This is a genomic window from Pseudomonas sp. NFX71 (assembly GCF_048079215.1).
GTDB lineage: Bacteria > Pseudomonadota > Gammaproteobacteria > Pseudomonadales > Pseudomonadaceae > Aquipseudomonas > Aquipseudomonas fluorescens_B.
In genome coordinates, this window is sequence record NZ_CP182230.1 from 3,346,703 (window position 1) to 3,371,672 (window position 24,970).

Consider the following 24,970-nt stretch of genomic DNA (forward strand, 5'->3'; position numbering starts at 1 on the left):
CTATCTGGTGTCAGCGGCGGATACGGGCCTGGAGGAAGGACAGCACGTCAGCGACCGGCAGCGCTTGCGCCTCGGGCTCGGTGCGGCTCTTGTATTCCAGATTGCCTTCGGCGAGGCCGCGGTCACTGACCACGATCCGGTGAGGAATGCCGATCAGCTCCATGTCCGCGAACTTGATGCCCGGGCTGGTTTTCTTGTCGCGGTCGTCCAGCAGCACTTCGAAGCCGGCCGCAGTCAGTTCTGCATACAGCTTGTCGGTGGCTTCGCGAACCTGCTCGGTTTCGTAGCGCAGCGGCACCAGGGCAACCTGGAATGGCGCCAGTGTGTCGCTCCAGATGATCCCGTTCTCGTCGTTGTTCTGCTCGATGGCGGCGGCCACCACGCGGGAAACGCCGATGCCGTAGCAACCCATTTCCAGGGTGACCGGCTTGCCGTTCTCGCCCAGCACTTCGCACTTCATCGCCTTGCTGTACTTGTTGCCCAGCTGGAAGATGTGCCCGACTTCGATGCCGCGCTTGATTTCCAGGGTGCCTTTGCCGTCAGGGCTAGGGTCGCCCGCCACGACGTTGCGCAGGTCGGCAACGGTCGGAACCGGCAGGTCACGCTCCCAGTTCACGCCGAAGTAGTGCTTGTCATCGATGTTCGCACCGATACCGAAGTCGCTCATCAGCTCGACGGAACGGTCGATGATGATTGGCAGCGGCAGGTTCAACGGGCCGAGCGAGCCGGCACCGGCGCCAATCGCGTCACGCAATTCGCTTTCGGACGCCATGACCAGCGGGCTGGCAACGCCTGGCTGGTTGGCGGCCTTGATTTCGTTCAGCTCGTGGTCGCCACGGATGATCAAGGCAATCAGCTTGCCTTTCTCTTCGGCGTGCACCACCAGGGTCTTGATGGTCTTTTCGATCGGCAGATTGAATTTTTCCACCAGCGCGGCGATGGTTTTGGTCTCTGGCGTGTCGACCAGGCGCAGCTCTTCAGCCGGCGCCGGACGGGAGGTTTCCCGTGGCACGGCTTCGGCCTTCTCGATGTTCGCGGCGTAGTCGGAACCGTTGCTGAAGACGATGTCGTCTTCGCCGGATTCGGCCAGTACGTGGAACTCGTGGGAGCCGGCGCCGCCGATGGAGCCGTTGTCGGCTTCAACAGGGCGGAATTTCAGGCCCAGACGGGTGAACACGTTGCAGTACGCCTGGTGCATGCGGTCGTACGTGACCTGCAGCGAAGGCTGGTCAGCGTGGAACGAGTAGGCGTCCTTCATGATGAATTCGCGGCCGCGCATCAAACCGAAGCGTGGGCGGATTTCGTCACGGAATTTGGTCTGGATCTGATACAGGTTGATCGGCAGCTGTTTGTAGCTGCTCAGCTCGTTGCGCATCAGGTCGGTGATGACCTCTTCGTGGGTCGGGCCGGCGCAGAAGTCGCGACCGTGGCGATCCTTGAAGCGCAGCAACTCAGGGCCGTATTCTTCCCAGCGACCGGATTCCTGCCACAACTCAGCCGGTTGAGTACTCGGCATCAACACTTCGAGAGAGCCCGCGGCGTTCATTTCTTCACGAACGATGGCTTCGACCTTGCGCATCACTCGCAAGCCCATCGGCAGCCAGGTGTACAGGCCCGAGGCGAGTTTGCGGATCATGCCGGCGCGCAGCATCAGCTGATGGCTGATCACGACCGCATCGGAAGGCGTTTCTTTCTGTGTGGCGAGCAAAAATTGACTGGTGCGCATGGTTGGCCGTTGTCGGTTGCTGATGACGAGAAATGACGGAGCATTGTACGGGCGAGATCTGCTGGCGTACAGGCGTGCGGTCGGTGGTGTGGCTCGAGGGCAGGATTCTCCACGCCCTCGGCGAAGCGTCCTACGATTCTTCCGCGACCTGGGTCGGCACCGGTTCTGGCGTCGGTGTCGGGCCTTCGCGGCGGTTCTCCTGGAACCAGTGCAGGGCGATCAACAGCAGTGTCGGAACACCCAGCAACGCGGTGATCAGGAAGAAATTGTGATAGCCGAACTTTTCCACCATGACCCCGGAATAGCCGCCGATCAGGCGTGGCAGCAGGAGCATGATCGAGCTAAGCAGGGCGTATTGGGTGGCCGAGAACTTGAGGTTGGTCAGGCTCGACAGATAGGCGACGAACGCCGAGGTCGCCAGGCCCGAGCTGAAGTTGTCGAGGGAAATGGTCAGGATCAGCATGTTCAGGTTGGCGCCCATGTCGGCGAGCATCAGGAACAGGATGTTGGTGCCCGCTGACGCCACGCCGCCGATGAACAGGATCGGCAGGATGCCGAAACGCACGATCAGCAGTCCGCCCATGCCGGCGCCGACCAGGGTCATGATCAGGCCGAAGATTTTGCTGACGCTGGCAATCTGATCCTTGGTGAAGCCTTGGTCGATATAGAACACGTTGGCCATCACGCCCATTACCGTATCCGACATCCGATACGTGGCGATCAGTCCGAGTAGCAGCAGTGCCTGCCAGCGGTAACGCAGAATGAAGTCGTTGATCGGGGTGAGTACGGGCGCGAGGCCTCGGCGGCCTATGGCCGAAAGGCACAGCGCGGTGAGCGTGGTGTAGAGAATCGCCCGCAGGAACGCGCGATCTTCCAGCAGCAGGTCGAGCAGGCTCGTGCCTTGGAACAGCACGCTGGCGAAGTCGGTGTTGTAGAGCTGGGTAAACATGGCCGGCACGGACACCAGCAGCACGATCAGCACGAACACCGAGGCCAGTTGATGCGCAAAGCTGTAGCGCCCGGCCTGGAGTTGCGTGCGTAACGGCACTGGCGGTTCACGCATGAAAAACGAGGTGAGCAACGCCGGAACCATCAGGGCGCCGAACAGCAGGTAAGTGCCGGCCCATGCCGAATGCTTATAGTTGAAACCGGTGGAGCCGAAGCCTTCGGCGAAGAACAGGGCGCCGGCAGTGGCCAGCAGCGCCGCGATCCGGTAGCCGGACATGTAGCTGGCGGCGAGGGCGGCCTGACGGGTGTCGTCGGCGATTTCCAGGCGATAGGCGTCGACCGCGATGTCCTGCGTCGCCGAAGCGAAGGCTACGACCACGGCGATTGCGATCAGCCAGGACAGATGTTTTTGCGGGTCGCAGAAACCCATCCCGATCAGGCCGAGGATTACCAGTGCCTGGGACAGCACCAACCACGAGCGACGGCGACCGAGCTTGCCAAGCAAGGGCAGGCGCCATTGGTCGAGCAGCGGCGACCAGACCCATTTAAAGGCGTAGGCCAGGCCGATCAGGCTTGCATAGCCGATGGTTTCGCGAGCCACACCGGCTTCACGCAACCAGACCGACAGTGTCGAAAACACCAGCATGTAGGGCAGGCCGGCGGCGAAACCAAGCAACAACAGCACAAGTGTTGAAGGGCTGGCATAGGCGGCGAGCGCGGCGCGCCAGGTTTTACGGGGCATGGGCTGAAGTCTGCCTCAAGATTACGGAAACAAAGCGCGCACTCTAACCGCTGTGCTCTACCGGGCGCCAGCCATGGCGCTGAATATCAACACGATTGTTCAGGACACTGATCCCTTCGGAGCGTAATCGCGCGCGCTGCTCATCCCCTGAGGGACTGCCCACCGGCAGGCTGATTCGACCGCCGGCGCCGAGCACGCGGTGCCAGGGCAGTTTGGTGTCGCCGGGCAACTGGCTCAGGGTACGACCGACCCAGCGCGCCGCGCGGCCGAGTCCTGCCAGTTCGGCCAGCTGACCATAACTCACGACTTTGCCCTCGGGCACCTGCGCCAGGGTCAGATAGAGCGCCGTGCGTCGGATTTGCGCGGCACTTTCTGTTTCGAGGGTGGGGTCAGTCACGTTCGGGCTTCCTGAAGAGGTTCGCATTACCGTCTGTAGAGTAAATCCTTGATCGCTTACTGAGAAATGAACTCGGTGGGAATAGTCGTGTCAGTCCAAGCTAGGGCCTTGTTCCTTGGGATAATGCCGACTTTTTTCGCAAACTTGAGCCTGTATTTGCTTATGGTGTCCAGAACCCTGCTGTGCCTCGCTGTCTTGAGTGCTTCCTCGCCCGTGCTCGCCGATACCGTCTGGTTGAAGAACGGCGACAAACTGAGCGGCAAGATCAAGCTGTTTGACGGCGGCAAACTGTTGATTCAGACCGAGTACGCCGGCTCGGTGCCTATCGACTGGAAGCAGGTCAAAACCCTGGAAAGCGATCAGGAGTTGCTGGTCAAGCAGGAAACCTACAAAGGCGAGAAAGCCAAGTCGCTGCACGCGGCAGACGACGGCAAGGTGACGCTGGAAAACGGCGAGGCACCGAAGACGGTCGAGCTGGCGAGTATCCAGCAGATTCTCAAACCCAAGCCGGTCGTCGAAGATCTGGTCTGGAAAGGCAATATCGATGCGGCGCTGGATTACCAGCGGGCGGAAAAAGACACCGACGATTACGACATCGACTTCAAGACCACTGCGCGTCATGGCAGATGGCGGCATATCGCGGAAGGCGAGTACAACCGTGAATTCCAGGATGACGTGGTTACCACCGACAACTGGCGGGGCGAGTACTCCCTCGACCGCTTCCTGACCGAGAAATGGTTCTGGCAGGGCCGCGCGGTCTATAAGCGCGACAAGGTTGAAGAGCTCTCCCGTCAGCGCACCGTCGGTACCGGGCCGGGTTACCAGTTCTGGGATGACGAGCTGGGCGCATTCTCGCTGGGCTCGCTGGTCAACCGCACGGATTACCAATTCGACGACGGCAGGAAAGAAAACTTCTATTCCCTGGCGATGAAGTGGGATTACAACCGCTACCTGATCGGCAAGAAGGTGGAGTTCTTCACCAATGGCGAAGTGGGCAAGCCGTTGTCGGGCGTGGCAGATTATGCGCTCGATGCGGAAGTGGGCCTGCGCTACAAAGTGACCGAATGGGCGTCGCTTAACCTGAAGGCCGAACGAGACATCATCAGCGGTACCGATGACGATGCCGATCTGGACAAGACCCGCTACACCGCAGGATTCGGTGTGGCCTGGTAAGCCACAAAAAATCGCAGCCCACGGGCTGCGATTTTTTTTTGCCTGCAAAACACACAGGCACAAAAAAGCCCCGCTTTTAAGGGCGGGGCTTTTTACTAAAGCAAGTACAAGTTAGATAACTTGAACTTCTTCAGCTTGCATGCCTTTCTGACCGCGGGTAGCGATGAAAGAAACCTGTTGGCCTTCTTTCAGGCTTTTGAAGCCGTCGGATTGGATAGCTTTGAAGTGAACGAACAGGTCGTCACCGGATTGTGGAGTGATGAAGCCGAAGCCTTTTTCATCGTTGAACCACTTAACGGTACCAGTTTGGCGATTAGACATGGTGTAACTCCTTGAACAAAGATAACTGCGACACAGGAAGAACCCTGGCCGAGACTGAGTGCAAAGAGCAGGAAAAATTCTTGTAGATGGTTGGATCGAAATTCAACATATCGTGTAGAGATTCTCAGTGACACAAGCAGCACAGTGGCGCCACCTTAACCCTTTTTCCGGGACGTGCCAATGCTTCCTGCGAAGGTTTCTCTGTTTTCGTGACTGACGGTGCATCGTATTGCGGCGAAGCGCCGGAATTTACGGGGGATCGGCGAGAATTGCGCCACGGTCTTTGAACCCGAAGCGCGCGCCCGGTAAGATGCCGGACAGATTTTTTCCACCTCGCTATTCAGGACACCCGCCATGAGCATCAAATCGGACAAGTGGATTCGCCGCATGGCGCAAGAGCACGGCATGATCGAACCGTTCGTCGAGCGCCAGGTGCGCGGCAGCGACGATAGCCGTGTGATCTCCTACGGCGTGTCGAGTTACGGCTACGACGTTCGTTGCACTAATCATTTCAAGGTGTTCACCAACATTAACTCGGCTATCGTCGACCCGAAAAATTTCGATGCTGGCAGTTTCGTCGACATCCACAGCGATGTCTGCATCATCCCGCCGAACTCTTTCGCCCTGGCGAGCACCGTCGAATACTTCCGTATTCCGCGCAACGTATTGACCATCTGCCTGGGCAAAAGCACCTACGCCCGCTGCGGCATCATCGTCAACGTGACCCCGCTCGAGCCTGAGTGGGAGGGGCACGTGACCCTGGAATTCTCCAACACCACCAACCTGCCGGCGAAAATCTACGCCAACGAAGGCGTGGCACAGATGCTGTTCCTTGAATCAGACGAAGAGTGCGAAGTTTCCTACAAAGACCGTGGCGGCAAGTATCAGGGCCAACGCGGCGTGACCCTGCCACGTACCTGATCGATTCATCTGGCAGCTAGCGGGAATTCTTGAGCGGGTAGACACTCTACTGGGTGTACTGCCCGGTTCGCGCACAGCGAACCAGGCCTTTGCTCAGGAGTGCTTTATGAAGATCGATCCGCGAATAAGTGCCGAACTGGCAAGGCTTGAGCCCAATCAGGTTGGCGTCTTGGCCTGGTCCTTGTTGGCACATCCGCCAATCAGCATGGCGGGGGGCATCCCCGGCCAGCCTGATCCCGATACCCCTAACGAACAACCCACCGAACCCGGTGAGCCGACCCTGCCGGATGAGCCGCCTCCCGCGCCGGTTGCCTGATTGACAGGTTGTAGACGAATGGCCAGTCAGCTGATGTCCTTGAAGACTTCAGCTGACTGGCCATATTTCGTTATCACCGATGACAAAAATCCTACAGCTGTCGTCCCTTTCGACCTGATACCCACCGGTGAACGCACCGAAGGCCGGAAGCAGGCTGATTTCCCCGGCAAATCTGAAGCACGCCAGCCGCAGGCTTTGCCGACCTCGACCGTTCAACCGATAGACCGGATGCACATGGCCAGCGAGCACGTGCCGCTGCGGATGCGGTTGAGGTTCGTGCTGCAACGCAAACGGCCCCAGTAGCAAAGGCTCAGGCACCACGCGAATGTTCAGCGACGCCGGTGGATCCCCGGCACGTTTGTCGTGATTTCCCCGAATCAGTGTCATGGGCAGCTGGCAGTGTCGCGCTCTCCAGTCGGCCAAGGCCTTCAGCGTCTCGGTGGCATGGGAGCCGGGCCCGTGAAGAAAATCTCCGAGGAAAATCAGCTGGCGGCAGGGCAGGGCCGCCAGCAATCCGTCGAGCACGGCGATATTGCTGGAGGTGGTGCCCCGGGGCACCGGCTGGCCGAGCGTTCGGTAGGCGGCGGCCTTGCCGAAATGCACGTCGGCAATCAGCAGGGCTTGTTGCGCAGGCCAGTAGAGGGCCTTTTCCGGCAACAACCATAGTTCTTCACCAGCCAGGCTTACGGGATAGGGCGTACTCATCAGACTTTTCCGGTTTCCGCGGTGTTCTCAAGGTCGCTGACCATGCGCCTGATGCGATCGGCGAGTTTTTCCGAACTCATGCTTTCGCGCATGCGTTCTACCAGCAGTGGAAACCCGAGGGGCGTAGGACGTTTGACCGGATGCACGTCGAGCCTGAGTCGACTGATGTGCTCCAGCGTCTTTTCCAGACGATGAATATCCAGCTCGTTGCGCAGGACTTCTTCCCCGGCCTGGGCCAGGAGCAGGTTCCCGGCGTCGTATTGCTTGAACACTTCGTAAAACAAACCACTGGAGGCCTGAACCTGCCGCGTACTTTTCGGGGCGCCGGGATACCCGGCGAACACGAGCCCGGCAATCCGTGCGATTTCCCGAAAGCGCCGCAGCGCCAGTTCGCCAGCGTTCAGGCTGGCGAGCACATCGTTCAATAACTGCTCGGGACTCAGCAGTCCGGGGTTCAGGACACTGGACCACTCCACACAGGTGGCGCTGAGCAATTCCAGCCCGTAATCGTTGACCGCAATGGAAAACGTCACCGCCTGTTGCTGACTGACACGCCATGCCAGCAGACTCGCCAGCCCCAAATGCACCTGGCGCCCGGCGAAGGGGAAGAGGAAAAGGTGCCAACCCTCGCGGGATTTCAGCGTTTCAGCCAGCAGACTGTTCTCGGTTGGCAATCCCGACCAGCGCTGTTGCACCTCCAGTAACGGACGCAAGGCCTGCATTTCAGGACCGATGAACTCGCCCAGCGCCGCTGCACCGAAACGCTCGACTACCGCCCGGGCCAACTCGCTGGAAAGCGGCATGCGCCCACCGTTCCATCGTGGCACCGCGGCTTTTTTTACCGTGCTGCGTTTGACGTAAGCGGTCATGTTTTCCACGCGCACCAATTCGAGCAGTCGGCCGGCAAACAGAAAGCCGTCGCCCGGTTTGAGACGTGCGATAAACCCTTCCTCGACGCTGCCCAGTTGCTTGCCCCCGCCGCCCTTGCTCCAGAACTTCAGCTGGATGCTTGCGTCGCTGACAATTGTGCCGATGCTCATGCGATGGCGCCGGGCCAAGCGCGCATCCGGCACGCGCCAGACACCCTGTTGATCCGGTTCAACGCGGCGATAATCCGGATACGCCGTCAGGGAAAGCCCTCCGTGGCGTACGAAAGCCAGCGCCCAGGTCCAGTCTTCCAGCGTGAGATCACGATAAGCCCAGGCCCCGCGGACTTCTTCATACAACTCATCGGGCAAAAAACCACCGCCCAAGGCCATGCTGACCAGATGCTGAACCAGCACATCCAGCGGTTTATGCGGCGATTCTCGGGGTTCGATCCGGCGCTGCGCCACGGCGTCCTGAGCGGCGGCGGCTTCGATCAACTCCAGGCTGTGCGTTGGCACGAGCGTCACCCGCGACACGCGTCCCGGTGCATGGCCGGACCGCCCGGCACGCTGCATCAGTCGCGCCACTCCTTTGGCCGAGCCGATCTGTATCACCCGCTCCACCGGCAGGAAGTCTACGCCGAGGTCCAGGCTGGAGGTGCAGACCACCGCTTTGAGCTGGCCGTCCTTGAGTGCGCGTTCGACCCAGTCGCGGGTGTCGCGTGACAGCGAGCTGTGATGCAAGGCAATCAAGCCGGCCCAGTCGGGGCGTGCTTCCAGCAGCGCCTGATACCAGATTTCGGACTGGGCACGGGTGTTGGTGAAGACCAGGCTTGCGGGGCTGGCATCCAGTTCCGCGACCACCTGCGGCAACATCTTCAACCCGATATGCCCGGCCCATGGAAAACGCTCGATGGCTGGCGGCAACAGCGTGTCGACGAGCAGCGCCTTGCGGGTTTCGCCCTGAACGCTAATGCCACCGCCTTGTGGGATTAGGACCTGTTCGGCGTGGGACTGATTACCCAGCGTTGCGGAAACACCCCACACGATCAGTTCGGGATTCCACCGACGCAGGCGAGCGAGGGCAAGTTGCAGTTGTACGCCGCGTTTGTTGCCGAGCAATTCGTGCCATTCGTCCACCACCACCATACGCAAGGTCGACAGCGCGGTTTGCGCGTCGGCACGGGCGAGCATCAGGGTGAGGCTTTCCGGCGTGGTGATCAGCGCGGAGGGCAGCCGCCGGGTCTGCCGCGCGCGTTCGCTGCTGCTGGTGTCGCCGGTGCGCAGGCCAACACTCCACGGGAGCTGCAAGTCGCGCAACGGCGCTTCCAGTGCGCGGGCGGTGTCCGCGGCCAAGGCGCGCATGGGCGTTATCCACAGAACCGTCAGTGGTTCGGCAAGCGGTTTTCGTTTGCGGGATTTTTCAACAGGGGCGGCAGAGGCGAAGCGGTTGAGGGCGGCAAACCAGACGGCGTAGGTTTTGCCGGCACCCGTGCTGGCGTGCAGCAACCCGGATTGCCCTTGTTTGACCGCGGCCCACACCTGTTTCTGAAAGGCGAACGGTTTCCAGCCGCGAGCGGTGAACCAGTGCTTTGCGAAGTCGGAGGAGGTTCCCATGCCGGCGGTGTGCGCTCTGAACGTGTTCTTTCAGTGACCGCGGGGGAATGCGACAAGTTTAATTGCTTTGCTGTCGTGTCAGCGATTGACACCTTACCCCGTGGTAGCGAGCTTGCTCGCGATAGCGGTGTGTCAGTCACCTTATGTGGCGGATGACATGGCCTCACGCAAGCAAGCTGGCTCCCACAGGTTTATCGGCGACGTTTACTTGAGATTACCGCTGAGGAATTGCTTCAACCGCTCGCTCTTCGGATTGCCCAGCACGTCTTCCGGCGCGCCTTCTTCCTCGACCAGTCCCTGATGCAGAAAAAGCACCTGGCTCGACACCTTGCGGGCGAAGCTCATTTCGTGGGTGACCATGATCATGGTCCGCCCTTCTTCGGCCAGACCCTGGATCACCCTGAGCACTTCACCCACCAGCTCGGGGTCGAGCGCCGAGGTCGGTTCGTCGAACAGCATGACTTCCGGTTCCATGGCCAACGCTCGCGCAATGGCCACACGTTGTTGCTGACCCCCGGAAAGAAACGCCGGGTACTGGTCTGCCACGCGTGCAGCCAGGCCAACCTTGTCGAGATAACGACGGGCGCGGTCTTCGGCTTCCTGCTTGCTGCAGCCCAGCACCCGGCGCGGGGCCATGGTGATGTTTTCCAGCACCGTCATGTGGCTCCACAGGTTGAAGTGCTGGAACACCATGGCCAGGCGCGTGCGGATTTTTTGCAGTTCATCGGCGTCGGCCACGTGCATGCCGTGGCGGTCCTTGATCATGCGGATGTTCTGACCGTCCAGGGTCATGGTGCCGTCGTTGGGTTGTTCAAGAAAGTTGATGCAGCGCAGAAAAGTACTTTTACCCGAGCCGCTGGCGCCGATCAGGCTGATGACGTCGCCGGTGTTGGCCTTGAGTGAAACGCCTTTGAGCACATGATGATCGCCATAGCTTTTATGCAGGCCTTCGATGGTCAGTTTGTACATGGGACATGCATCCTCAAGGCGAAAGTAGGTAACCGCTGCGATAGGCTTCGGTGCCCGCGACGTGGGCGATCACCATGCCGGCAGTGGCCATGCGCCGCAGCGAGCGGGCGTACATCAGCCCGGCGACGGTGCAGTGAACGGGGGTGACGCGGTCATTGACCGGGTCGATGATTTCGGCGACCCGTTGCCCGGCTTCGAGGTATTCCCCCGGCAGCGCTGTGAACACCAGCAAGCCGCCCACGGGCGTAGCCACCGGTTCGACGGCGGCCAGCGGCGTGGCGGGATACGGCAGCTCCGGCAGGGGCGCCGGTTCGCCGGCAATGGCGCCGTGGTGAATCAGGTAATCAAGCAACGCCTGGCAGTCGAGGCTGGCCAATGGATGATTGACGTCACCCTGGCCGCGCAATTCGACGGTCACCGAAAAACTCCCCAGCGGAATATCGAAATGCTCGCCGAAGCGCTCCTTCAACTGCCACCAGAGCAGGGTGAAGCACTCGTCGAACGACTGGCCGCCGGAATCGGTGGCCAGCAGACTCGCTTCGGCACCGATGTAACGGGCCAGCGGCTCGACCTGCGGCCAGGCTTCGGGCGTGGTGTAGAGGTGCGCGACCGCTTCGAAATCGCAATGCAGGTCCAGCACCACGTCCGCATCACAGGCCAGTCGTTGCAGGATCAGGCGCTGGGATTGCAGTTGAGTGCTGGCGGTCTGTCGCGCCAGCGCCTGACGCAGGCTGCTGCGGATCAGTTCGAGGTTGCGCTGCGGATCGTCGCCCAGTTGGCCTTCGATTTCGTTGCCGACTTCTTCGCTCAGATCGACGAACCAGCGGTTGAAGTTCTGGCCGCTTTCGAGCTCGTAGCGCCCCAGCGGCACATCCATCAGCACTTGTTCGAGGCCGACCGGGTTGGCCACCGGCACCAGCACGATTTCGCTGCGCAGGCGACCGGAGGCTTCGAGTTCCGCCAGGCGCTGCTTGAGGTGCCAGGCGACCAGCATGCCGGGCATTTCATCGGCGTGCAGGGACGCCTGGATATAGATCTTGCCCTGGGCCGTCGTCGGGCCGAAGTGGAAACTGTGAATCTGTCGTGCGGTCCCCGGCAGCGGGGCCAGCAGGTCATGTATCTGGTGGCGCATTTGCAAGAAGTCCTAGTGGGTCGGCCCGAGGAACGCCAGCCATCGGCGTTCGGCGAGGCGGAACAGTCCGACCAGCGCAAAGGTAACGGTCAGGTAGATCAGCGCGGCGATGCCGAACGACTGGAAGGTCAGGAAGGTCGCCGAGTTGGCGTCCCGCGCGACTTTCAGGATGTCCGGGACGGTCGCGGTGAACGCCACCGTGGTCGAGTGCAGCATCAGGATCACTTCGTTGCTGTAATACGGCAACGAGCGACGCAGCGCCGACGGCATGATCACGTAGGCATACAACTTCCAGCCGGTCAGACCGTAGGCCTTGGCCGCTTCGACTTCACCATGGGCCATGCTGCGGATCGCCCCGGCGAAAATCTCCGTGGTGTAGGCGCAGGTGTTCAGGGCGAACGCCAGGATGGTGCAGTTCATCGCGTCGCGAAAGAACGCATCGAGTATCGGCTGCTCGCGCACGGCGGCCAGGCTGTAAATGCCGGTGTAGCAAATCAGCAGCTGGATATACAGCGGCGTCCCGCGGAACAGGTAAGTGTAGAACTGCACCGGCCAGCGAATGTAGAAATGCGGTGACACCCGGGCGATGGACAACGGGATCGACACCAGGAACCCGATGAAGATCGACGCGCTGAGCAGCCACAGGGTCATGGCCAGGCCAGTGATGTTGTAGCCATCGGTATAGAGGAAAGGTTTCCAGTATTCCTGCAGGAGTTCGATCATCGTACGGCCTCCCGGGAGCCGGCGGAGTAGCGGCGTTCAAGCCAGCGCAGGATGAAGTTGGAGGCGCTGGTGATCAGCAGGTAGATCAACGCGGCCAGCACCAGGAAGTAAAACAGCTGATAACTGCTTTTGCCGGCGTCCTGCGCGGCCTTGACCAGGTCGGCGAGGCCGATGATCGATACCAGCGCGGTGGCCTTGAGCATCACCATCCAGTTGTTACCGATGCCCGGCAGGGCAAAGCGCATCATCTGTGGAAACACCACGATCCAGAACCGCTGGCCACGCTTGAGGCCATAGGCGGTCGCCGCTTCGACCTGGCCCCGTGGCACCGCGAGAATCGCGCCACGAAAGGTTTCGGTGAAGTACGCGCCATAAATGAAGCCCAGGGTGATGACCCCGGCGCTGAACGGGTTGATCTCGATGTATTCCCATTCCATGAAGTCGGTGAGCGACGTCAACCAGGTTTGCAGGCTGTAGAAGATCAGCAGCATCAGCACCAGGTCTGGCACGCCGCGAATCAGCGTGGTGTAGATCTGTGCCGGAACGCGCACCAGTTTGACTTTTGACAGTTTGGCACTGGCGCCGAGCAGGCCGAGCAACACGGCCACCAGCAGCGACAGCGCCGATAATTTGATGGTCATCCAGGTGCCTTCCATCAGCAACGGGCCGAAGCCCTTGAGGCTGAAGGCAGAGAGCCCCAGATTTTGTAAGAGGTTTTCGAACATAAATCAGCAACCTGATCGGATGAAAAAAGCGCCCATCGCGAGATGGGCGCCGGGCATTATTTGCCGCTGTACAGATTCAGATCGCCAAAGTGTTTCTTCTGAATGGTGGCGTAGGTGCCATCGTCGTGTAACGCTTTGATACCTTTATCCAAAAGTGCCTTGAGGTCTTTGTTACCTTTAGAGATACCGATAGCTGTTTTGGCTGGCAGCAATTCGCTGTCGACCGGCTTGCTGACTTCGTAGCCTTCGCCTTTAGGCGACTTCAAGAAGCCCAGTTCGGCTTGCAGCATGTCCTGGATTGCCGCATCGAGGCGACCGGACATCAGGTCCGAATACACCTGGTCCTGGTTCTGGTAAGCCTGGGTTTTCACGCCAGCCTTGTCCAGCACGGCCTTGGCGTAGGCTTCCTGGATGGTGCCTTGCTCGTAGCCTACGGTCTTGCCCTTCAGGGACGCGACGTCTTCGCTCAGGCCGGAACCTTTCTTGAACACGTAAGCGGTTGGGCCGGAGAACAGCTCGCTGGAGAAGTCGATGACTTTTTCGCGGGCCGGGGTGACGGTCATCGAAGAGATCACACCGTCGAATTTATTGGCCTTCAGGCCCGGAATCATGCCGTCGAAATCGCTTTCGACCCATTTGCACTTGACCTTCAGCTCGGCGCAGATCGCGTTCCCCAAATCGATGTCGAAGCCCACCAGGCTACCGTCGGCCGCTTTCGACTCGAACGGTGCATAGGAAGGGTCAACGCCGAAACGCAGTTCTTTGTATTCCTTGGCCAGCGCGGAGCCGGCAGCCATGCACAACGCCAGTGCAGAAAGGGTCAGCAATGCTTTTTTCATTATTCAATCCCTAAGAACCAATATGAGCGCTTGTGGCGCAGAATTATTGTTACTGGAAAGCGTAAGACCCATTGAAAGTAGCAATTTCCGAACCAGAGTGCCGAACAAGCGTTTTAAAAGGTGATACGAGAAATGGCAAGGCGGGATTTGTGCACGAAAACGGGCGTCGCAAACAGGTTGCACCAAATCAGGTCGGGCGGACGCAATCCTGTGGCGAGGGAGCTTACTCCCGCTCGACTGCGCAGCCGTCGTAAATCTCTGTAAACCGGGACCGCTTTGCGTTCCAGCGGGCGCAAGCGCCCTCGCCACGAGGCCTCTTTCAGCCCAACAAATCCTGCAATGTGGCCAGGTTGTCAGCCTCTTCAACGGATTTATCCTGCCGCCACCGCAACATCCGCGGAAACCGCACCGCTATCCCGCTCTTGTGTCGCTTGGACAGGGCAATCCCTTCAAACCCCAGCTCAAACACGAGGCTCGGTTTCACGCTGCTGACCGGTCCGAATTTTTCGACGGTAGTCTTGCGCACAATGCTGTCGACCTGGCGCATCTCTGCGTCGGTGAGCCCCGAATAGGCCTTGGCGAACGGCACCAGAGTGCGTTCGCTGGCGTCCGGCGGGCCGTCCCACACGGCGAAGGTGTAGTCGCTGTAGAGACTGGCCCGACGGCCATGCCCGCGTTGCGCGTAGATCAGCACCGCGTCGACGCTGAACGGGTCGACTTTCCATTTCCACCAGACGCCCATGTCCTTGGTGCGGCCGACGCCATACAACGCATCGCGGGCCTTGAGCATCATGCCTTCGACGCCGAGGCGGCGGGAGGCTTCGCGTTGGCGGGCGAGGTCGAACCAGTCTTCCCCGGTGAGCACGGGGGAGGGCAGTAACACCGGGTTGCTGCAGTCAGCGATGACGTGCTCCAGTTGGGTGCGACGCCTGGCTTGAGGCTGGTTGCGCCAGTCTTCGCCCGCCCATTCCAGCAAGTCGTAGGCGAGCACAACCACCGGGACTTCTTCGAGGATTTTCTTGCCCAGGGTTTTACGGCCGATCCGCTGTTGCAGCAGGGCGAACGGTTGGACCGCGGGCGGCGTTGGCGCCAGTGGATCGAAGGCATCCTCGGTGTCCGGTGGCGCGGTTTTCCAGGCAACGATTTCACCGTCGATCACCGTGCCGTCGGGCAGGCCGTGGACCAGGCTGTCGAGTTCGGGAAAGCGTTCGGTGACCAACTCTTCACCGCGGGACCAGATCCACAGTCGGCCGTCGCGCTTGACCACTTGGGCACGGATACCATCCCACTTCCATTCCACTTGCCAGTGGCTGGCCGGGCCGAGCAACCCGTCGAACTGTTCGACCGGTTGGGATAGCGCATGCGCCAGAAAAAACGGATAGGGCTGACCGCCGCGCTGAGCATGTTCATCCGACGATTCGGCCGCAATCAGCTTCAGGTAACTGGCCGCGCTCGGGCGATTGGACAGGTCGGTGTAACCCACCAAACGCTGGGCCACGCGTTTGCTGTCGAGCTGTGCCATCGCCGCGAGGGCGCGGGTCACCAACAACTTTGAGACGCCGACGCGGAAACTGCCGGTGATCAGTTTGATGCAGAGCATCAGGCTGGGGCGGTCCAGTTGCGACCAGAGTGTTGGCAACTGTTCGGCGAGCACTTCGGGAGATTCGCCGCGCAACGGCAGCAGTTTTTCTTCGATCCACACCGCCAATCCGTCGGTGGAGCTGTGGGGCGTTTCAGGCAGTACCAGCGAGATGGTTTCCGCCAGATCACCGACCGCCTGATAACTCTCTTCGAACAACCACGGCGACAGGCCGGAATACGCTACAGCGAGTTCACGCAGGATGCGCACCGGCACCAGTTGGCGAGGGCGTCCGCCGGACAGAAAATACACCGCCCATGCCGCGTCTTCCGGCGCGGCCTGGGCGAAGTAATGTTGCATGGCCGCCAATTTGGCGTTGCTCGAGGTCGTGGCATCAAGTTCCGCATACAACTCGGCGAAGGCCTTCATGGCAGCACCTCGGTGCTCTCGGGTTCGGTGATTGTAATGTCTTCTTCATCGTCGCCGTACTCGGTGGTGAACCCTTGGGCGTCGAGACCTTGTTCGCGCAGATGGCGCACCAGGACCGCCACCGAACCATGGGTGACCATGACGCGCTCGGCGCCGGTCTGCTCGATGGCCCAGAGCAGGCCTGGCCAGTCGGCGTGGTCGGACAACACGAAGCCACGGTCGACACCGCGCCGGCGCCGTGTGCCGCGTAAACGCATCCAGCCGCTTGCAAAGCCATCGCTGTAGTCACCGAAGCGGCGCATCCAGGTGCTACCGCCAGCGGAAGGCGGGGCCAGAATGAGCGCGTTGCGCATCATCGGGTCGCTCTTTTTGACATCGCCGGCGTAGATCGTTGGCGGTAAATACACGCCGCTCTCGCGATACACCCGGTTGAGCGGCTCGACGGCACCGTGCACCAGAATGGGGCCGAGGCTGGCGTCGATGCCGTGGAGAATCCGCTGTGCCTTGCCGAAGGAATAGCAAAACAGCACGCTGGCCTTGTCTTCGACGGCGTTGGCTTGCCACCACTGATTGATCTCTGCAAACACCTGCGCCTGGGGTTGCCAGCGGTAGATCGGCAGGCCAAATGTCGATTCGGTGATGAAGGTGTGGCAGCGCACCGGTTCGAAAGGCGCGCAAGTGCCGTCGGGCTCGACTTTGTAATCTCCTGAAGCGACCCAGATCTCGCCGCCGTATTCCAGGCGCACCTGTGCCGAGCCGAGCACATGGCCGGCGGGATGAAAACTCAGGGTGACGCCGTGGTGCAGCAGCCGTTCGCCATAGGCCAGGGTTTGCAGGTTGATGTCCTGGCCCAGTCGCGCGCGCAATATCCCTTCGCCGGGGGCGGCCGCCAGATAGTGCTGGTTGCCGCCTCGGGCATGATCGCCGTGGGCGTGGGTGATAACCGAACGCTCGACCGGCCGCCACGGGTCGATATAGAAATCGCCGGCGGGGCAATACAAGCCTTCGGGACGCGCGATAACAAGATCCATGTTGTTACCAAAATGGAGGGACTTGTTAGCTATGAGGTTTGGCCGAGGTCAGAAGTTCTATGGGTTTTTTGCAACGATCAAAAGCAAAAGATCGCAGCCTTCGACAGCTCCTGCAGATGAACGCGAATCCACTGTAGGAGCTGCCGAAGGCTGCGATCTTTTGATCTTTTCTTTGCTCTTATTTTCCGGGTGTCAGCGTCAATCGCTTGGTCCCGTACACCTTGTCGTAGTTCTGCGGTTGCATCGGCAGACTCACGTATTGCCCCTTGAGCCACGGCTGCACGCTGTCGAGGTAATGGGGGCTGGCCGGATTACCGGACTGACCCGTGCCGTTCTGGCCCATCAGCGGTTCGGCCTGGCCGAAGTCGACGATGAAGCGCATGGCCGGCGCCAGCGTGGTGTTGAAATCCTGGCCCCAGGCGAACGCCGCGGTGTTCAGCGTAGTGTGATCGCCGCCGGCCGCGAGCGGGCCGCGCACGGTCTGGCCACTGGCGTTTTTCCACTCATAACGGTGCAATTTGCCCCACTGCCAGGCTTTGTGGTCGCCGCCCAACTGGCTGTCGCCGGCGGTGATGGCGGCTGCAAGGCTGCGGGCGAGGATCGCTGGTTTGTCTTCTTTCTGCGGCGTGCGCGCGTCATCCCAGAACGGGCTGTCTTCACGGCCCAGCAGGTGATCGGCCTGGGCCGCGTAGGACAACTTGCCGTTGGCGATAAAGGCTTTCCATGCGGGGCTACTTTCCGGGCCCAATTCGTCGAGGAAAATTTGCTGCGCGCTTTGCTGCAGGAACAACTCGTAAATCGCCGCATCGGCGGAGGTCGGCGCGAGTTTGCCGTCGAATGCCATCAGGCGGGTCAGCGCTTCATGAGCCTTGCCGCGATCAGCGACCGGCAGCGCCTCGATAGCCTGTTTCAGCGGTTGGGCCATACCCGGCGCTGCAAACATCTTCTTCAGTTTGGCGGCGAAGGTGGTGGTCTGATCGTATTGCATGGCGATCACACTGCGCGTGTCGTGTTTGCCCGCGCCGGCCAGTTCGGCCATGCGTTCGCCGCGCTCCGGCGCCGACCACGAGTTGGACAGCTGCATGCCGTAGCCATGGGGAATGACCCGCTGGTTGGCGGTGCCGAGCCAGCCTTGCGCCGGATCCTGATCGTACGGGTGCAGCATCGGGTCAGCGTAACCGTCCCAGTCGTAACGACCTTCCCAGCCCGGCGACGGTAGCAGGCCTTCGCCTTCGCGGCGGTTCGGGTAACGGCCGGTGACTTGCCAGCCGATGTTGCTGGCGTCGGCGAAGACCAGGTTCAGCGTGATCGCGCGGATTTCACGGCTGGCGTCCGAGGCTTTCTCGACGTTCTGCGCCCGGGACAGGTCGAAAAACGCGTCCAGGGATTTGTCATCGGTGAAGTTCGGCGTCTGCAATGCCAGACCCAGGCCGTTATCCAACGCTGTGCCTTTGGCACTGTTGAGCAGCGGTCCGTGGCGGGTTTCGTACACCGCTTCGCGAATCGGCCGCTGGCCTTTGACGAAGTAGGTTTCGTTGCGAACGATGGCCGGCTGCCATTTGCCGCCGACTTCGTAGGAAAGTCCGTTGCCCTGGCGTTTGATTTTTTCCAGGAACAGGTCCTGGTTGTCGCCCATGACCGACGCCATGCTCCACGCCACTTTGCCGTTGAAGCCGCCCAGCACCATCGGCAAACCGGCGATGGTCACGCCGGACGCCTGATATTTCGGCGTACGAATCTGCACGTAACTGAGCAACGACGGCACGCCCAGCGGCCCATGGCTGTCGCTGGCCAGCAGGCTTTTGCCGCTGCGGCTGCGTTGCGGGGCGATCGCCCAGTTGTTCGATGACGTGGCGCCCAGCAGATTCAGGTCGGACAGTTGAGCTGTGGCCTTGCTGATGTCGGCGAGCCCCGCAATTGCACCGTTCAGCTTGAGGCCCTGAAGTTTTTCGGCTTCGGCCACGGGCAGTTTTTCGTCGGGAGCGGACGGTGTCAGCCAGGCGAGTTTGTCGGTGGTGACCGTTTGGGCCAGCACCAGCGAGGAAATTTCCTCGGGCAGGTTCGCCGATTGACTGAAGTTCAGCAGGCAGAAAATCAGCGCCGAGTCTTCCGGTTTCCAGTACTCGGGCTTGTAGCCGGTGGCCGCGAGGTCTGCCGGGAGCTTGTCGCGGTAGCGGAACAGGTAGGCGTTGACCCCGCGGGCATAGACTTCGAAGAAGCGTTTAAGGCGCGGCGACGAGGCCTTGTACAACTCACCGGCGCTTTTCTTCAGGTTGACGGCGCGCATGTAACGGTCGGCATCCAGCAGGTCCGAGCCGGACATCTCCGACAAACGGCCCTGGGCCAGCAGGCGCAGGGTGACCATTTGCGTGATGCGGTCGCTCGCGTGCACGTAACCGAGGGTGAACAGTGCGTCGTGGAACGTGCTGCTTTCGATCAACGGCATGCCCATGGCATTGCGGCGCACTGAAACGTTCTGCGCCAGACCCTTGAGCGGCTGCACGCCAGTCGTCGGCGGGAGGGTGTCCTGGGTGTTCCAGGTCTGACAACCGGTCAGGCTCAAAACACCGGCCACTGCTGCGGCAACGCCGAACCGGGGAAGAAAATGTGTGAGGGCTGGCGAGGCCATGGCAAAGCTCCTGCGGGGGTAGAGGCGCAATAAAGGCGCTACGTTAGAGAGCAGGAGGTGGCCGCGCAAGCGGGGTATGGGGTTATTTCAGGATTTGTCTGATAAACCGAGGTCAGCGATGTCCCTGTGGCGAGGGAGCTTGCTCTCGCTGGAGTGCGCAGCGCTCCCAAACCGGGCTCATCGGAAACAGAGGTGCCTGGATTGCGTCTGCTGCACAGCCGGGCGGGAGCAAGCTCCCTCGCCACAGGGGTTTTGAACATGCTGAGGGACTGTGGTGTTCCTCAGGGCTTGGGTGGGTTGATTTTCGCCGCAAGGGCATACGCCTTCATCGTCGCCGGCCGATCCTGGATGTGGTTGAACCAACGCAGAATATTCGGGAAATCTTCCAGATTCTGGCTCTGCCATTTGTGGGAAACGATCCAGGGGTAGATCGCCATGTCGGCAATGCTGTATTCGTTGCCGGCGACAAACTCGTTGTTCGCCAGTTGCTTGTCGAGTACGCCGTAAAGGCGCGCCGTCTCATCGATGTAGCGCTTGATCGCGTAAGGGATTTTCTCCGGCGCGAACTGGCTGAAGTGATGATTCTGCCCGGCCATCGGCCCCAGCCCGCCCATCTGCCAGAACAACCATTGCAGCGCCTGCTGGCGACCGCGCAGGTCCTTGGGCAGGAACTTGCCGGTCTTTTCCGCCAGGTACAGCAGGATCGCCCCGGACTCGAACAGCGACAGAGGTTGCCCGCCATCGGCTGGCTCATGATCGACGATCGCTGGAATTCTGTTGTTCGGAGAGATTTTCAGGAAATTCGGCTGGAACTGTTCGTTCTGGCTGATGTTGATCGGGTGCACGTTGTAAGGCAGGCCGGCTTCTTCCAGGAAAATCGAGATTTTGTGGCCGTTGGGGGTGGTCCAGTAATACAGGTCGATCATGAAGTACTCCACATCAAGAGACATTGTCAGGAATGGACAGCAACCGCGGGCATCAGGTCGTCCTGTTTGCGATCGAAGGCTTGTCTGCAGGAGGAGGTGATGCTGAAGTGCGTGAAATTCAATGACCTTGCGTGAGAATAGTCGGCATGGAGCTCAAGACCAACGCGGCACTGATCATCATCGATCAACAAAAAGGCATCCTGGAGCCCCGGCTCGGCCGGCGAAACAATCCTCAGGCCGAGGCGCGGATTCTGGAACTACTGGGTTATTGGCGTGAAACCGGGCGCCCGGTGATTCACGTCCAGCATCTGTCGCGTTCGCCGGACTCGGTGTTCTGGCCGCAGCAGTCGGGCGTGGAATTTCAGGAGCGGTTCCAGCCATTGGCCGGCGAGCAGTTGATTCAGAAACAGGTACCGGATGCGTTTTGTGCAACGGGGTTGGAGGCGGGATTGCGCGAAGAGGGGATCGATCAGTTGGTCATCGTTGGCGTAGCGACCCACAATTCGGTGGAGTCCACGGCGCGAACGGCCGGGAATCTGGGGTTCGAGACATGGGTGGCGGAGGATGCGTGCTTCACGTTCGACAAGGCGGATTACTTTGGTAATGCCCGTTCTGCCGAGGACGTGCATGCCATGTCGCTGGGGAATCTGCAGGGGGAGTATGCGACGGTTGTCAGCACGGCGCAGGTATTGAACGCAAACTGAAAAGCCTGTGCGTTAACTGACAAATTGAGGGTGAAAGTACGGCTGCCATCGCGGGCAAGCCCGCGATAGCGATTCAAGAGGCGAAGAATTTTTTCGCCTGAAACATCAAGCGCCGTGGCACTTCTTGAATTTCTTGCCATTGCCGCACGGGCAAGGATCGTTACGGCCGACGTCCTTCAAGGCGTTGCGTACCGGTTCCTGGTGCGCGTGGCCGCAGTTCGGGCCGTGAACATGGCCATGGTCGTGATCATGGTGGTCGTGATGGTCATGATCGTGGTTGCAGTCAGGGCCATGGACGTGGGGTTGCTGGGTCATCGGGTGTGCTCCGGAATTAAATCGGCGGGGATTATCACGCCTTTGCGCGCCAGGTGCACGTAGTGCGCGATGAACACACCGGTTTCCAGCTCACCTTCAAGACGATAGGGGATGGGTTGCTCGGGTTTTTTCAACAGTTTCACCAGATCCCGCACCTTCGGCCACAGGTTGGTGCGGATCGGCACTTTGAAATACGCGCTGCGCCTGGGGCTGACCGTAAACCAGTGTTCATGCTCGCCTTCGGTCAGCAGCATGTCGCCCAGGTGAATCCGGTATTCGAGGCCGCGTACCGTCAGGTCGCTGTCTCGAGGGTTGTCGACGCGAAAGAACAACAGGAAGCGTTGCTCCATCAGCTTCGCCCGGACTACTTCGACCTTGACCAGATGCACTTGAGGTTCCGGCTCATCGTCGCTGAACCAGGACGCACAGCCGCCAAGCCCGAGAAACAGGAGCAGGGTGAGCAGAAAAAGTGCGAATCGCCTGGTGATCATGGTTGTGTTTCTCCCTTGACCCCCAGTCTAGCCCTTCACGGATCACTTCAGCTCGCGAAATACCCCGCACAGCACTTCTTGAACTTCTGCCCGCTGGCGCAAGGGCAGGCATCGTTGCGTCCGGCCTTGAGGGGCACGGTGGGGTCGATGAAGTACCAGTGGCCGGCGTTCTGTACGAATGACGAACGCTCGCGGTGGCTGTGTTCGCCGCTGCCGTCGTGCCAGCGTGCGGTGAATGTCACGAACGCGTGTTCCGGCTGACCGCCGAACACCTCGGAGCTTTCCACCTCCAGGCCCAGCCAGGTGCTCTTGGCGCTCCAGTCACTGATGGACTGACGATCGAGGCCGGCCTGTTGTGCCGGCAGGGTGGTCGCCACCAGATAGTCAATCAGCCCCAGCACATAAGCGCTGTAGCGCGACCGCATCAAGGCTTCGGCGCAGGGCGCCGGGTGACCGGCATGGTAATGACCGCAGCAGGCGTCGAGCAGGGTGCCGCTGCCGCAAGGGCAAATGGATGTACTCATTGCGTTACCACCAATATTTCCCGAAGTTTTCCGGATTGGCCCAGAACCGTGAGTTGAGCCAGTCGGGCACTTGTTTGTAGTCAAGCAGATCGTAGGTGAACAGGGTCAGCACCTGATCGTCGCGCTGGAAACGTTCACTGGCTTGCAGGGCCAGGGAGAAAAAGTCCGTCTCCTGCCAGCCGCTGGCCGGCAAGTCCGCCAGCACCGCAATGCGACTGGCGTTGAGGTTGCGGATTCCGCCGAGCAAATTCAGACCCTCGCGTTTGGGCAAGTGTTCGAGGCAGTCGACCACCAGCGCCAGATCGAAGCGGCGCGCCGCCAGCTCGACCGGCAACGGCCCGGGCGCGGCATGGGCGACGCAGGTGTCCGGGTGCGCGAGCTTGAACGCTTCAAGCGCGGGAAACTCACTGGCGCCGATCAGCAACAGGCGCGGCGGGGCGTAGCGATCGAGCAAAGCGGCCAGCGCCTGCTGCGGCGTGCGCGAAGAAATACCTGAAATCATCGAAGATCCTCAATCAGAGCGCCAAGACTAGCCTGCCCAAACGCCCAGATATAGAGCGGCTTAGCGCCAAAAGTGCCGATCACCCGTGAACACGGGACAAAACAGGCATGGCCTATTGCTGGCGGAGATTAAAACTCGGGTCTTTACTCCCTGAATCGGTTCTAAGCCGATCCCTCAGGAGAAAACTAGATGAGCATAGTTCGGACAGCATTACCCTTGGTTCTGCTAACCAGTGTGTTGACTGGTTGCGCAGGTTTGCAGAAAACCGACTGGCCGACCTGTGCGGCAGTCGGTGGTGTGGTAGGTGCGGGTCTCGGCGCGACCGAGAGCACGGCATGGGCAGGGTACGGCGCGCTGTTGGTTGGCGGTACGGCCGCAGCCTATTGCTGGGTTCACGGTGATGGCGACGAAGACGGCGATGGCGTGCCGGACAGCCGCGACAAGTGCCCGGGTACGCCTAAAGGCGTGCAGGTCGATGCCGATGGCTGCCCACCACCAGTCCCTGCGCCAGTGGTTGAAGAGGTGGTTGTGGTCAAGGAAGAAACCATCGTCATCCGCGATGTTCACTTCCAGTTCGACAAAGCCACACTCACTCCTTCCGACAAGCTGGTACTCGACAAAGTCGCCACTCGCCTGAAACAGGAATCTACCACCGCACGCCTGACCGTCACTGGCCATACCGACAGCGTGGGCAGCGATGCCTACAACCAGAAACTGTCTGATCGTCGCGCGCACTCGGTGGTTGATTACCTCGTCAAGGATGGCGTGCCGCGCAGTAGCTTCGTGTCTGTGACCGGTGCCGGTGAAAGCCAGCCTGTTGCCGATAACAAAACCGCTGACGGCCGTGCGTTGAACCGTCGTACCGAAATCAAGATCGAGCGTTGAGTCCCTTCCGCTCCGCGGCTTGTGCAGTCGCGGATGCGGGTCTTTACTCCTGTGTGACCGGCATCTGCCGGTAACACAGGAGCTTTCAACCATGAGCCTTCTCCCCAGAACCCTCTTGCCGGTGCTGCTGCTTGGCGGCGTATTGACCGGTTGCGCGACTCACAGCGATGGCACTGCCCCCCTCAATCAACGTACCTGGCCTGTCTGCAGCGTTATCGGCGGTCTGGTCGGTGGAGGCCTGGGCGCTCTGGAGAGTAGCGGATGGGCGGCGGGCGGAGCGGCACTGGGGATCTTGACCGGGGGCTTGATCTGTTATGCCCAGGACGGCGATGAAGACGACGATGGTGTATTCGATCGACGCGATCGCTGCCCTGATACCCCGGCCAATACCCCGGTTGAACATCATGGTTGTCCGTTGCCGCAATACCCGGCCAGCGTGAAACCTGTGCAAACCGAAGTCATCACTCTGAGCGATGCGGGCGACGTGCTGTTTGCCTTCAATAATTCCGACCTGACGCCCTCGATGCAAAGTCAGCTGGATGCGCTGATGCCCACACTGCAAAGCGCCGATGTGGTGAGCATTAAAGTGATCGGCCATACCGACAGCGTAGGTTCGGACACTTATAACCAGGCGCTTTCAGAACGACGCGCCAGCAGCGTGGCGGCTTACTTGTTGGGCATGGGCCTGGCGCCGAACAAACTCACCAGCGAAGGCCGGGGCGAAAGTCAGCCCGTGGCTGATAACGAAACAGACGAAGGCCGCGCGAAAAACCGTCGCGTGGAATTGCACATCAATCGCTGAGCCACGTGATAGAGCCGTCGGACAGCCATTTCG

General features: G+C 60.4%; 25 protein-coding genes. 6 read left to right on the plus strand and 19 right to left on the minus strand.

What is annotated here, in order from left to right; all coding sequences use genetic code 11:
• Nucleotides 1–10: 10 nt before the first annotated feature.
• The 3 genes from ACM1ZW_RS15380 to ACM1ZW_RS15390 form a co-directional block, all read right to left on the minus strand.
• Entirely contained in the window at nucleotides 11–1,726 is a 1,716-nt protein-coding gene (locus ACM1ZW_RS15380) for a proline--tRNA ligase (protein ID WP_017336780.1), read from the minus strand.
• Nucleotides 1,727–1,856: 130 nt separating this feature from the next.
• Nucleotides 1,857–3,416, minus strand: coding sequence for an AmpG family muropeptide MFS transporter (locus ACM1ZW_RS15385; protein WP_017336781.1), 1,560 nt, complete (start codon nucleotides 3,414–3,416; stop codon nucleotides 1,857–1,859).
• 43 nt (nucleotides 3,417–3,459) lie between these two features.
• Complete coding sequence (locus tag ACM1ZW_RS15390) at nucleotides 3,460–3,840, minus strand: MGMT family protein (protein WP_238588318.1); 381 nt, start codon at nucleotides 3,838–3,840, stop codon at nucleotides 3,460–3,462.
• A gap of 135 nt (nucleotides 3,841–3,975) precedes the next feature.
• Here ACM1ZW_RS15390 and ACM1ZW_RS15395 point away from each other — a divergent pair, with 135 nt between their 5' ends.
• Nucleotides 3,976–4,986: a DUF481 domain-containing protein gene (locus ACM1ZW_RS15395; protein ID WP_416738852.1), complete on the plus strand. Its 1,011-nt coding sequence runs from the start codon at nucleotides 3,976–3,978 to the stop codon at nucleotides 4,984–4,986.
• A gap of 111 nt (nucleotides 4,987–5,097) precedes the next feature.
• Here ACM1ZW_RS15395 and ACM1ZW_RS15400 read toward each other — a convergent pair whose 3' ends face one another.
• Nucleotides 5,098–5,307 (minus strand): cold-shock protein, encoded by a 210-nt coding sequence (locus ACM1ZW_RS15400; RefSeq protein ID WP_002554837.1) that lies wholly within the window; start codon nucleotides 5,305–5,307, stop codon nucleotides 5,098–5,100.
• Between the two features lie 354 nt (nucleotides 5,308–5,661).
• Here ACM1ZW_RS15400 and dcd point away from each other — a divergent pair, with 354 nt between their 5' ends.
• Both dcd and ACM1ZW_RS15410 read left to right on the plus strand, forming a co-directional pair.
• Complete coding sequence (gene dcd, locus ACM1ZW_RS15405; RefSeq protein ID WP_007904652.1) at nucleotides 5,662–6,228, plus strand: dCTP deaminase; 567 nt, start codon at nucleotides 5,662–5,664, stop codon at nucleotides 6,226–6,228.
• A 106-nt stretch (nucleotides 6,229–6,334) separates the two neighbouring features.
• Nucleotides 6,335–6,544, plus strand: coding sequence for a hypothetical protein (locus tag ACM1ZW_RS15410; protein ID WP_017336784.1), 210 nt, complete (start codon nucleotides 6,335–6,337; stop codon nucleotides 6,542–6,544).
• A 48-nt stretch (nucleotides 6,545–6,592) separates the two neighbouring features.
• On the opposite strand, the gene pdeM is transcribed toward ACM1ZW_RS15410, so the two are convergent.
• From pdeM to ACM1ZW_RS15465, 11 genes are all read right to left on the minus strand, one after another.
• Nucleotides 6,593–7,249 carry a ligase-associated DNA damage response endonuclease PdeM gene (pdeM, locus tag ACM1ZW_RS15415; RefSeq protein ID WP_017336785.1) on the minus strand — a complete coding sequence of 219 codons (657 nt, stop codon included), beginning with the start codon at nucleotides 7,247–7,249 and terminating at the stop codon, nucleotides 6,593–6,595.
• Nucleotides 7,249–9,732 (minus strand): ligase-associated DNA damage response DEXH box helicase, encoded by a 2,484-nt coding sequence (locus tag ACM1ZW_RS15420; protein ID WP_416738854.1) that lies wholly within the window; start codon nucleotides 9,730–9,732, stop codon nucleotides 7,249–7,251. Before ACM1ZW_RS15420 ends, pdeM begins: the two co-directional genes overlap by 1 nt.
• Nucleotides 9,733–9,936: 204 nt before the next feature.
• Nucleotides 9,937–10,701, minus strand: a complete 765-nt coding sequence (locus tag ACM1ZW_RS15425) for an ABC transporter ATP-binding protein (RefSeq protein ID WP_017336787.1) — start codon at nucleotides 10,699–10,701, stop codon at nucleotides 9,937–9,939.
• A 13-nt stretch (nucleotides 10,702–10,714) separates the two neighbouring features.
• Entirely contained in the window at nucleotides 10,715–11,833 is a 1,119-nt protein-coding gene (locus ACM1ZW_RS15430; RefSeq protein WP_017336788.1) for a succinylglutamate desuccinylase/aspartoacylase family protein, read from the minus strand.
• A gap of 12 nt (nucleotides 11,834–11,845) precedes the next feature.
• A complete protein-coding gene (locus tag ACM1ZW_RS15435) occupies nucleotides 11,846–12,556 on the minus strand; it encodes an ABC transporter permease (RefSeq protein ID WP_017336789.1) in 711 nt (236 codons plus the stop codon).
• The gene (locus tag ACM1ZW_RS15440) at nucleotides 12,553–13,281 is read right to left on the minus strand and encodes an ABC transporter permease (RefSeq protein ID WP_017336790.1); all 729 of its coding nucleotides are present in this window, start codon (nucleotides 13,279–13,281) and stop codon (nucleotides 12,553–12,555) included. The genes ACM1ZW_RS15435 and ACM1ZW_RS15440 overlap by 4 nt, the downstream gene beginning before the upstream one ends.
• A 56-nt stretch (nucleotides 13,282–13,337) precedes the next feature.
• The gene (locus ACM1ZW_RS15445; protein WP_017336791.1) at nucleotides 13,338–14,120 is read right to left on the minus strand and encodes a transporter substrate-binding domain-containing protein; all 783 of its coding nucleotides are present in this window, start codon (nucleotides 14,118–14,120) and stop codon (nucleotides 13,338–13,340) included.
• A gap of 319 nt (nucleotides 14,121–14,439) precedes the next feature.
• Nucleotides 14,440–16,128, minus strand: coding sequence for an ATP-dependent DNA ligase (locus ACM1ZW_RS15450; RefSeq protein ID WP_416738855.1), 1,689 nt, complete (start codon nucleotides 16,126–16,128; stop codon nucleotides 14,440–14,442).
• Nucleotides 16,125–17,159 (minus strand): ligase-associated DNA damage response exonuclease, encoded by a 1,035-nt coding sequence (locus tag ACM1ZW_RS15455; protein ID WP_416738856.1) that lies wholly within the window; start codon nucleotides 17,157–17,159, stop codon nucleotides 16,125–16,127. The genes ACM1ZW_RS15450 and ACM1ZW_RS15455 overlap by 4 nt, the downstream gene beginning before the upstream one ends.
• Before the next feature lie 178 nt (nucleotides 17,160–17,337).
• Nucleotides 17,338–19,788, minus strand: a complete 2,451-nt coding sequence (locus ACM1ZW_RS15460; RefSeq protein ID WP_414884898.1) for a penicillin acylase family protein — start codon at nucleotides 19,786–19,788, stop codon at nucleotides 17,338–17,340.
• A gap of 281 nt (nucleotides 19,789–20,069) precedes the next feature.
• Nucleotides 20,070–20,714, minus strand: coding sequence for a glutathione binding-like protein (locus ACM1ZW_RS15465; RefSeq protein WP_416738857.1), 645 nt, complete (start codon nucleotides 20,712–20,714; stop codon nucleotides 20,070–20,072).
• A 146-nt stretch (nucleotides 20,715–20,860) separates the two neighbouring features.
• On the opposite strand from ACM1ZW_RS15465, the gene ACM1ZW_RS15470 reads away from it, so the two are divergent.
• Nucleotides 20,861–21,418, plus strand: a complete 558-nt coding sequence (locus ACM1ZW_RS15470; protein ID WP_414884900.1) for a cysteine hydrolase family protein — start codon at nucleotides 20,861–20,863, stop codon at nucleotides 21,416–21,418.
• Nucleotides 21,419–21,523: 105 nt separating this feature from the next.
• On the opposite strand, the gene ACM1ZW_RS15475 is transcribed toward ACM1ZW_RS15470, so the two are convergent.
• The 4 genes from ACM1ZW_RS15475 to ACM1ZW_RS15490 are packed head-to-tail and all read right to left on the minus strand — an operon-like array spanning nucleotide 21,524 to nucleotide 23,250.
• The gene (locus tag ACM1ZW_RS15475) at nucleotides 21,524–21,733 is read right to left on the minus strand and encodes an SEC-C metal-binding domain-containing protein (protein WP_007906737.1); all 210 of its coding nucleotides are present in this window, start codon (nucleotides 21,731–21,733) and stop codon (nucleotides 21,524–21,526) included.
• Nucleotides 21,730–22,224, minus strand: coding sequence for an LEA type 2 family protein (locus ACM1ZW_RS15480; protein ID WP_017336798.1), 495 nt, complete (start codon nucleotides 22,222–22,224; stop codon nucleotides 21,730–21,732). Before ACM1ZW_RS15480 ends, ACM1ZW_RS15475 begins: the two co-directional genes overlap by 4 nt.
• A 47-nt stretch (nucleotides 22,225–22,271) precedes the next feature.
• Entirely contained in the window at nucleotides 22,272–22,748 is a 477-nt protein-coding gene (locus tag ACM1ZW_RS15485) for a YchJ family protein (RefSeq protein ID WP_414879541.1), read from the minus strand.
• A gap of 4 nt (nucleotides 22,749–22,752) precedes the next feature.
• Entirely contained in the window at nucleotides 22,753–23,250 is a 498-nt protein-coding gene (locus tag ACM1ZW_RS15490) for a DUF6231 family protein (protein WP_017336800.1), read from the minus strand.
• 189 nt (nucleotides 23,251–23,439) lie between these two features.
• On the opposite strand from ACM1ZW_RS15490, the gene ACM1ZW_RS15495 reads away from it, so the two are divergent.
• Nucleotides 23,440–24,135: an OmpA family protein gene (locus ACM1ZW_RS15495; RefSeq protein ID WP_414879542.1), complete on the plus strand. Its 696-nt coding sequence runs from the start codon at nucleotides 23,440–23,442 to the stop codon at nucleotides 24,133–24,135.
• 91 nt (nucleotides 24,136–24,226) lie between these two features.
• Nucleotides 24,227–24,937, plus strand: coding sequence for an OmpA family protein (locus ACM1ZW_RS15500; RefSeq protein WP_017336802.1), 711 nt, complete (start codon nucleotides 24,227–24,229; stop codon nucleotides 24,935–24,937).
• The last annotated feature ends 33 nt before the right edge of the window (nucleotides 24,938–24,970 follow it).

Bases quoted from the DNA above. Each gene is read 5' to 3' on its own strand.
- ACM1ZW_RS15380 (WP_017336780.1), bottom strand. From the start codon at position 1,726: ATGCGCACCAGTCAATTTTTGCTCGCCACACAGAAAGAAACGCCTTCC.
- ACM1ZW_RS15385 (WP_017336781.1), bottom strand. From the start codon at position 3,416: ATGCCCCGTAAAACCTGGCGCGCCGCGCTCGCCGCCTATGCCAGCCCT.
- ACM1ZW_RS15390 (WP_238588318.1), bottom strand. From the start codon at position 3,840: ATGCGAACCTCTTCAGGAAGCCCGAACGTGACTGACCCCACCCTCGAA.
- ACM1ZW_RS15395 (WP_416738852.1), top strand. From the start codon at position 3,976: ATGGTGTCCAGAACCCTGCTGTGCCTCGCTGTCTTGAGTGCTTCCTCG.
- ACM1ZW_RS15400 (WP_002554837.1), bottom strand. From the start codon at position 5,307: ATGTCTAATCGCCAAACTGGTACCGTTAAGTGGTTCAACGATGAAAAA.
- dcd (WP_007904652.1), top strand. From the start codon at position 5,662: ATGAGCATCAAATCGGACAAGTGGATTCGCCGCATGGCGCAAGAGCAC.
- ACM1ZW_RS15410 (WP_017336784.1), top strand. From the start codon at position 6,335: ATGAAGATCGATCCGCGAATAAGTGCCGAACTGGCAAGGCTTGAGCCC.
- pdeM (WP_017336785.1), bottom strand. From the start codon at position 7,249: ATGAGTACGCCCTATCCCGTAAGCCTGGCTGGTGAAGAACTATGGTTG.
- ACM1ZW_RS15420 (WP_416738854.1), bottom strand. From the start codon at position 9,732: ATGGGAACCTCCTCCGACTTCGCAAAGCACTGGTTCACCGCTCGCGGC.
- ACM1ZW_RS15425 (WP_017336787.1), bottom strand. From the start codon at position 10,701: ATGTACAAACTGACCATCGAAGGCCTGCATAAAAGCTATGGCGATCAT.
- ACM1ZW_RS15430 (WP_017336788.1), bottom strand. From the start codon at position 11,833: ATGCGCCACCAGATACATGACCTGCTGGCCCCGCTGCCGGGGACCGCA.
- ACM1ZW_RS15435 (WP_017336789.1), bottom strand. From the start codon at position 12,556: ATGATCGAACTCCTGCAGGAATACTGGAAACCTTTCCTCTATACCGAT.
- ACM1ZW_RS15440 (WP_017336790.1), bottom strand. From the start codon at position 13,281: ATGTTCGAAAACCTCTTACAAAATCTGGGGCTCTCTGCCTTCAGCCTC.
- ACM1ZW_RS15445 (WP_017336791.1), bottom strand. From the start codon at position 14,120: ATGAAAAAAGCATTGCTGACCCTTTCTGCACTGGCGTTGTGCATGGCT.
- ACM1ZW_RS15450 (WP_416738855.1), bottom strand. From the start codon at position 16,128: ATGAAGGCCTTCGCCGAGTTGTATGCGGAACTTGATGCCACGACCTCG.
- ACM1ZW_RS15455 (WP_416738856.1), bottom strand. From the start codon at position 17,159: ATGGATCTTGTTATCGCGCGTCCCGAAGGCTTGTATTGCCCCGCCGGC.
- ACM1ZW_RS15460 (WP_414884898.1), bottom strand. From the start codon at position 19,788: ATGGCCTCGCCAGCCCTCACACATTTTCTTCCCCGGTTCGGCGTTGCC.
- ACM1ZW_RS15465 (WP_416738857.1), bottom strand. From the start codon at position 20,714: ATGATCGACCTGTATTACTGGACCACCCCCAACGGCCACAAAATCTCG.
- ACM1ZW_RS15470 (WP_414884900.1), top strand. From the start codon at position 20,861: ATGGAGCTCAAGACCAACGCGGCACTGATCATCATCGATCAACAAAAA.
- ACM1ZW_RS15475 (WP_007906737.1), bottom strand. From the start codon at position 21,733: ATGACCCAGCAACCCCACGTCCATGGCCCTGACTGCAACCACGATCAT.
- ACM1ZW_RS15480 (WP_017336798.1), bottom strand. From the start codon at position 22,224: ATGATCACCAGGCGATTCGCACTTTTTCTGCTCACCCTGCTCCTGTTT.
- ACM1ZW_RS15485 (WP_414879541.1), bottom strand. From the start codon at position 22,748: ATGAGTACATCCATTTGCCCTTGCGGCAGCGGCACCCTGCTCGACGCC.
- ACM1ZW_RS15490 (WP_017336800.1), bottom strand. From the start codon at position 23,250: ATGATTTCAGGTATTTCTTCGCGCACGCCGCAGCAGGCGCTGGCCGCT.
- ACM1ZW_RS15495 (WP_414879542.1), top strand. From the start codon at position 23,440: ATGAGCATAGTTCGGACAGCATTACCCTTGGTTCTGCTAACCAGTGTG.
- ACM1ZW_RS15500 (WP_017336802.1), top strand. From the start codon at position 24,227: ATGAGCCTTCTCCCCAGAACCCTCTTGCCGGTGCTGCTGCTTGGCGGC.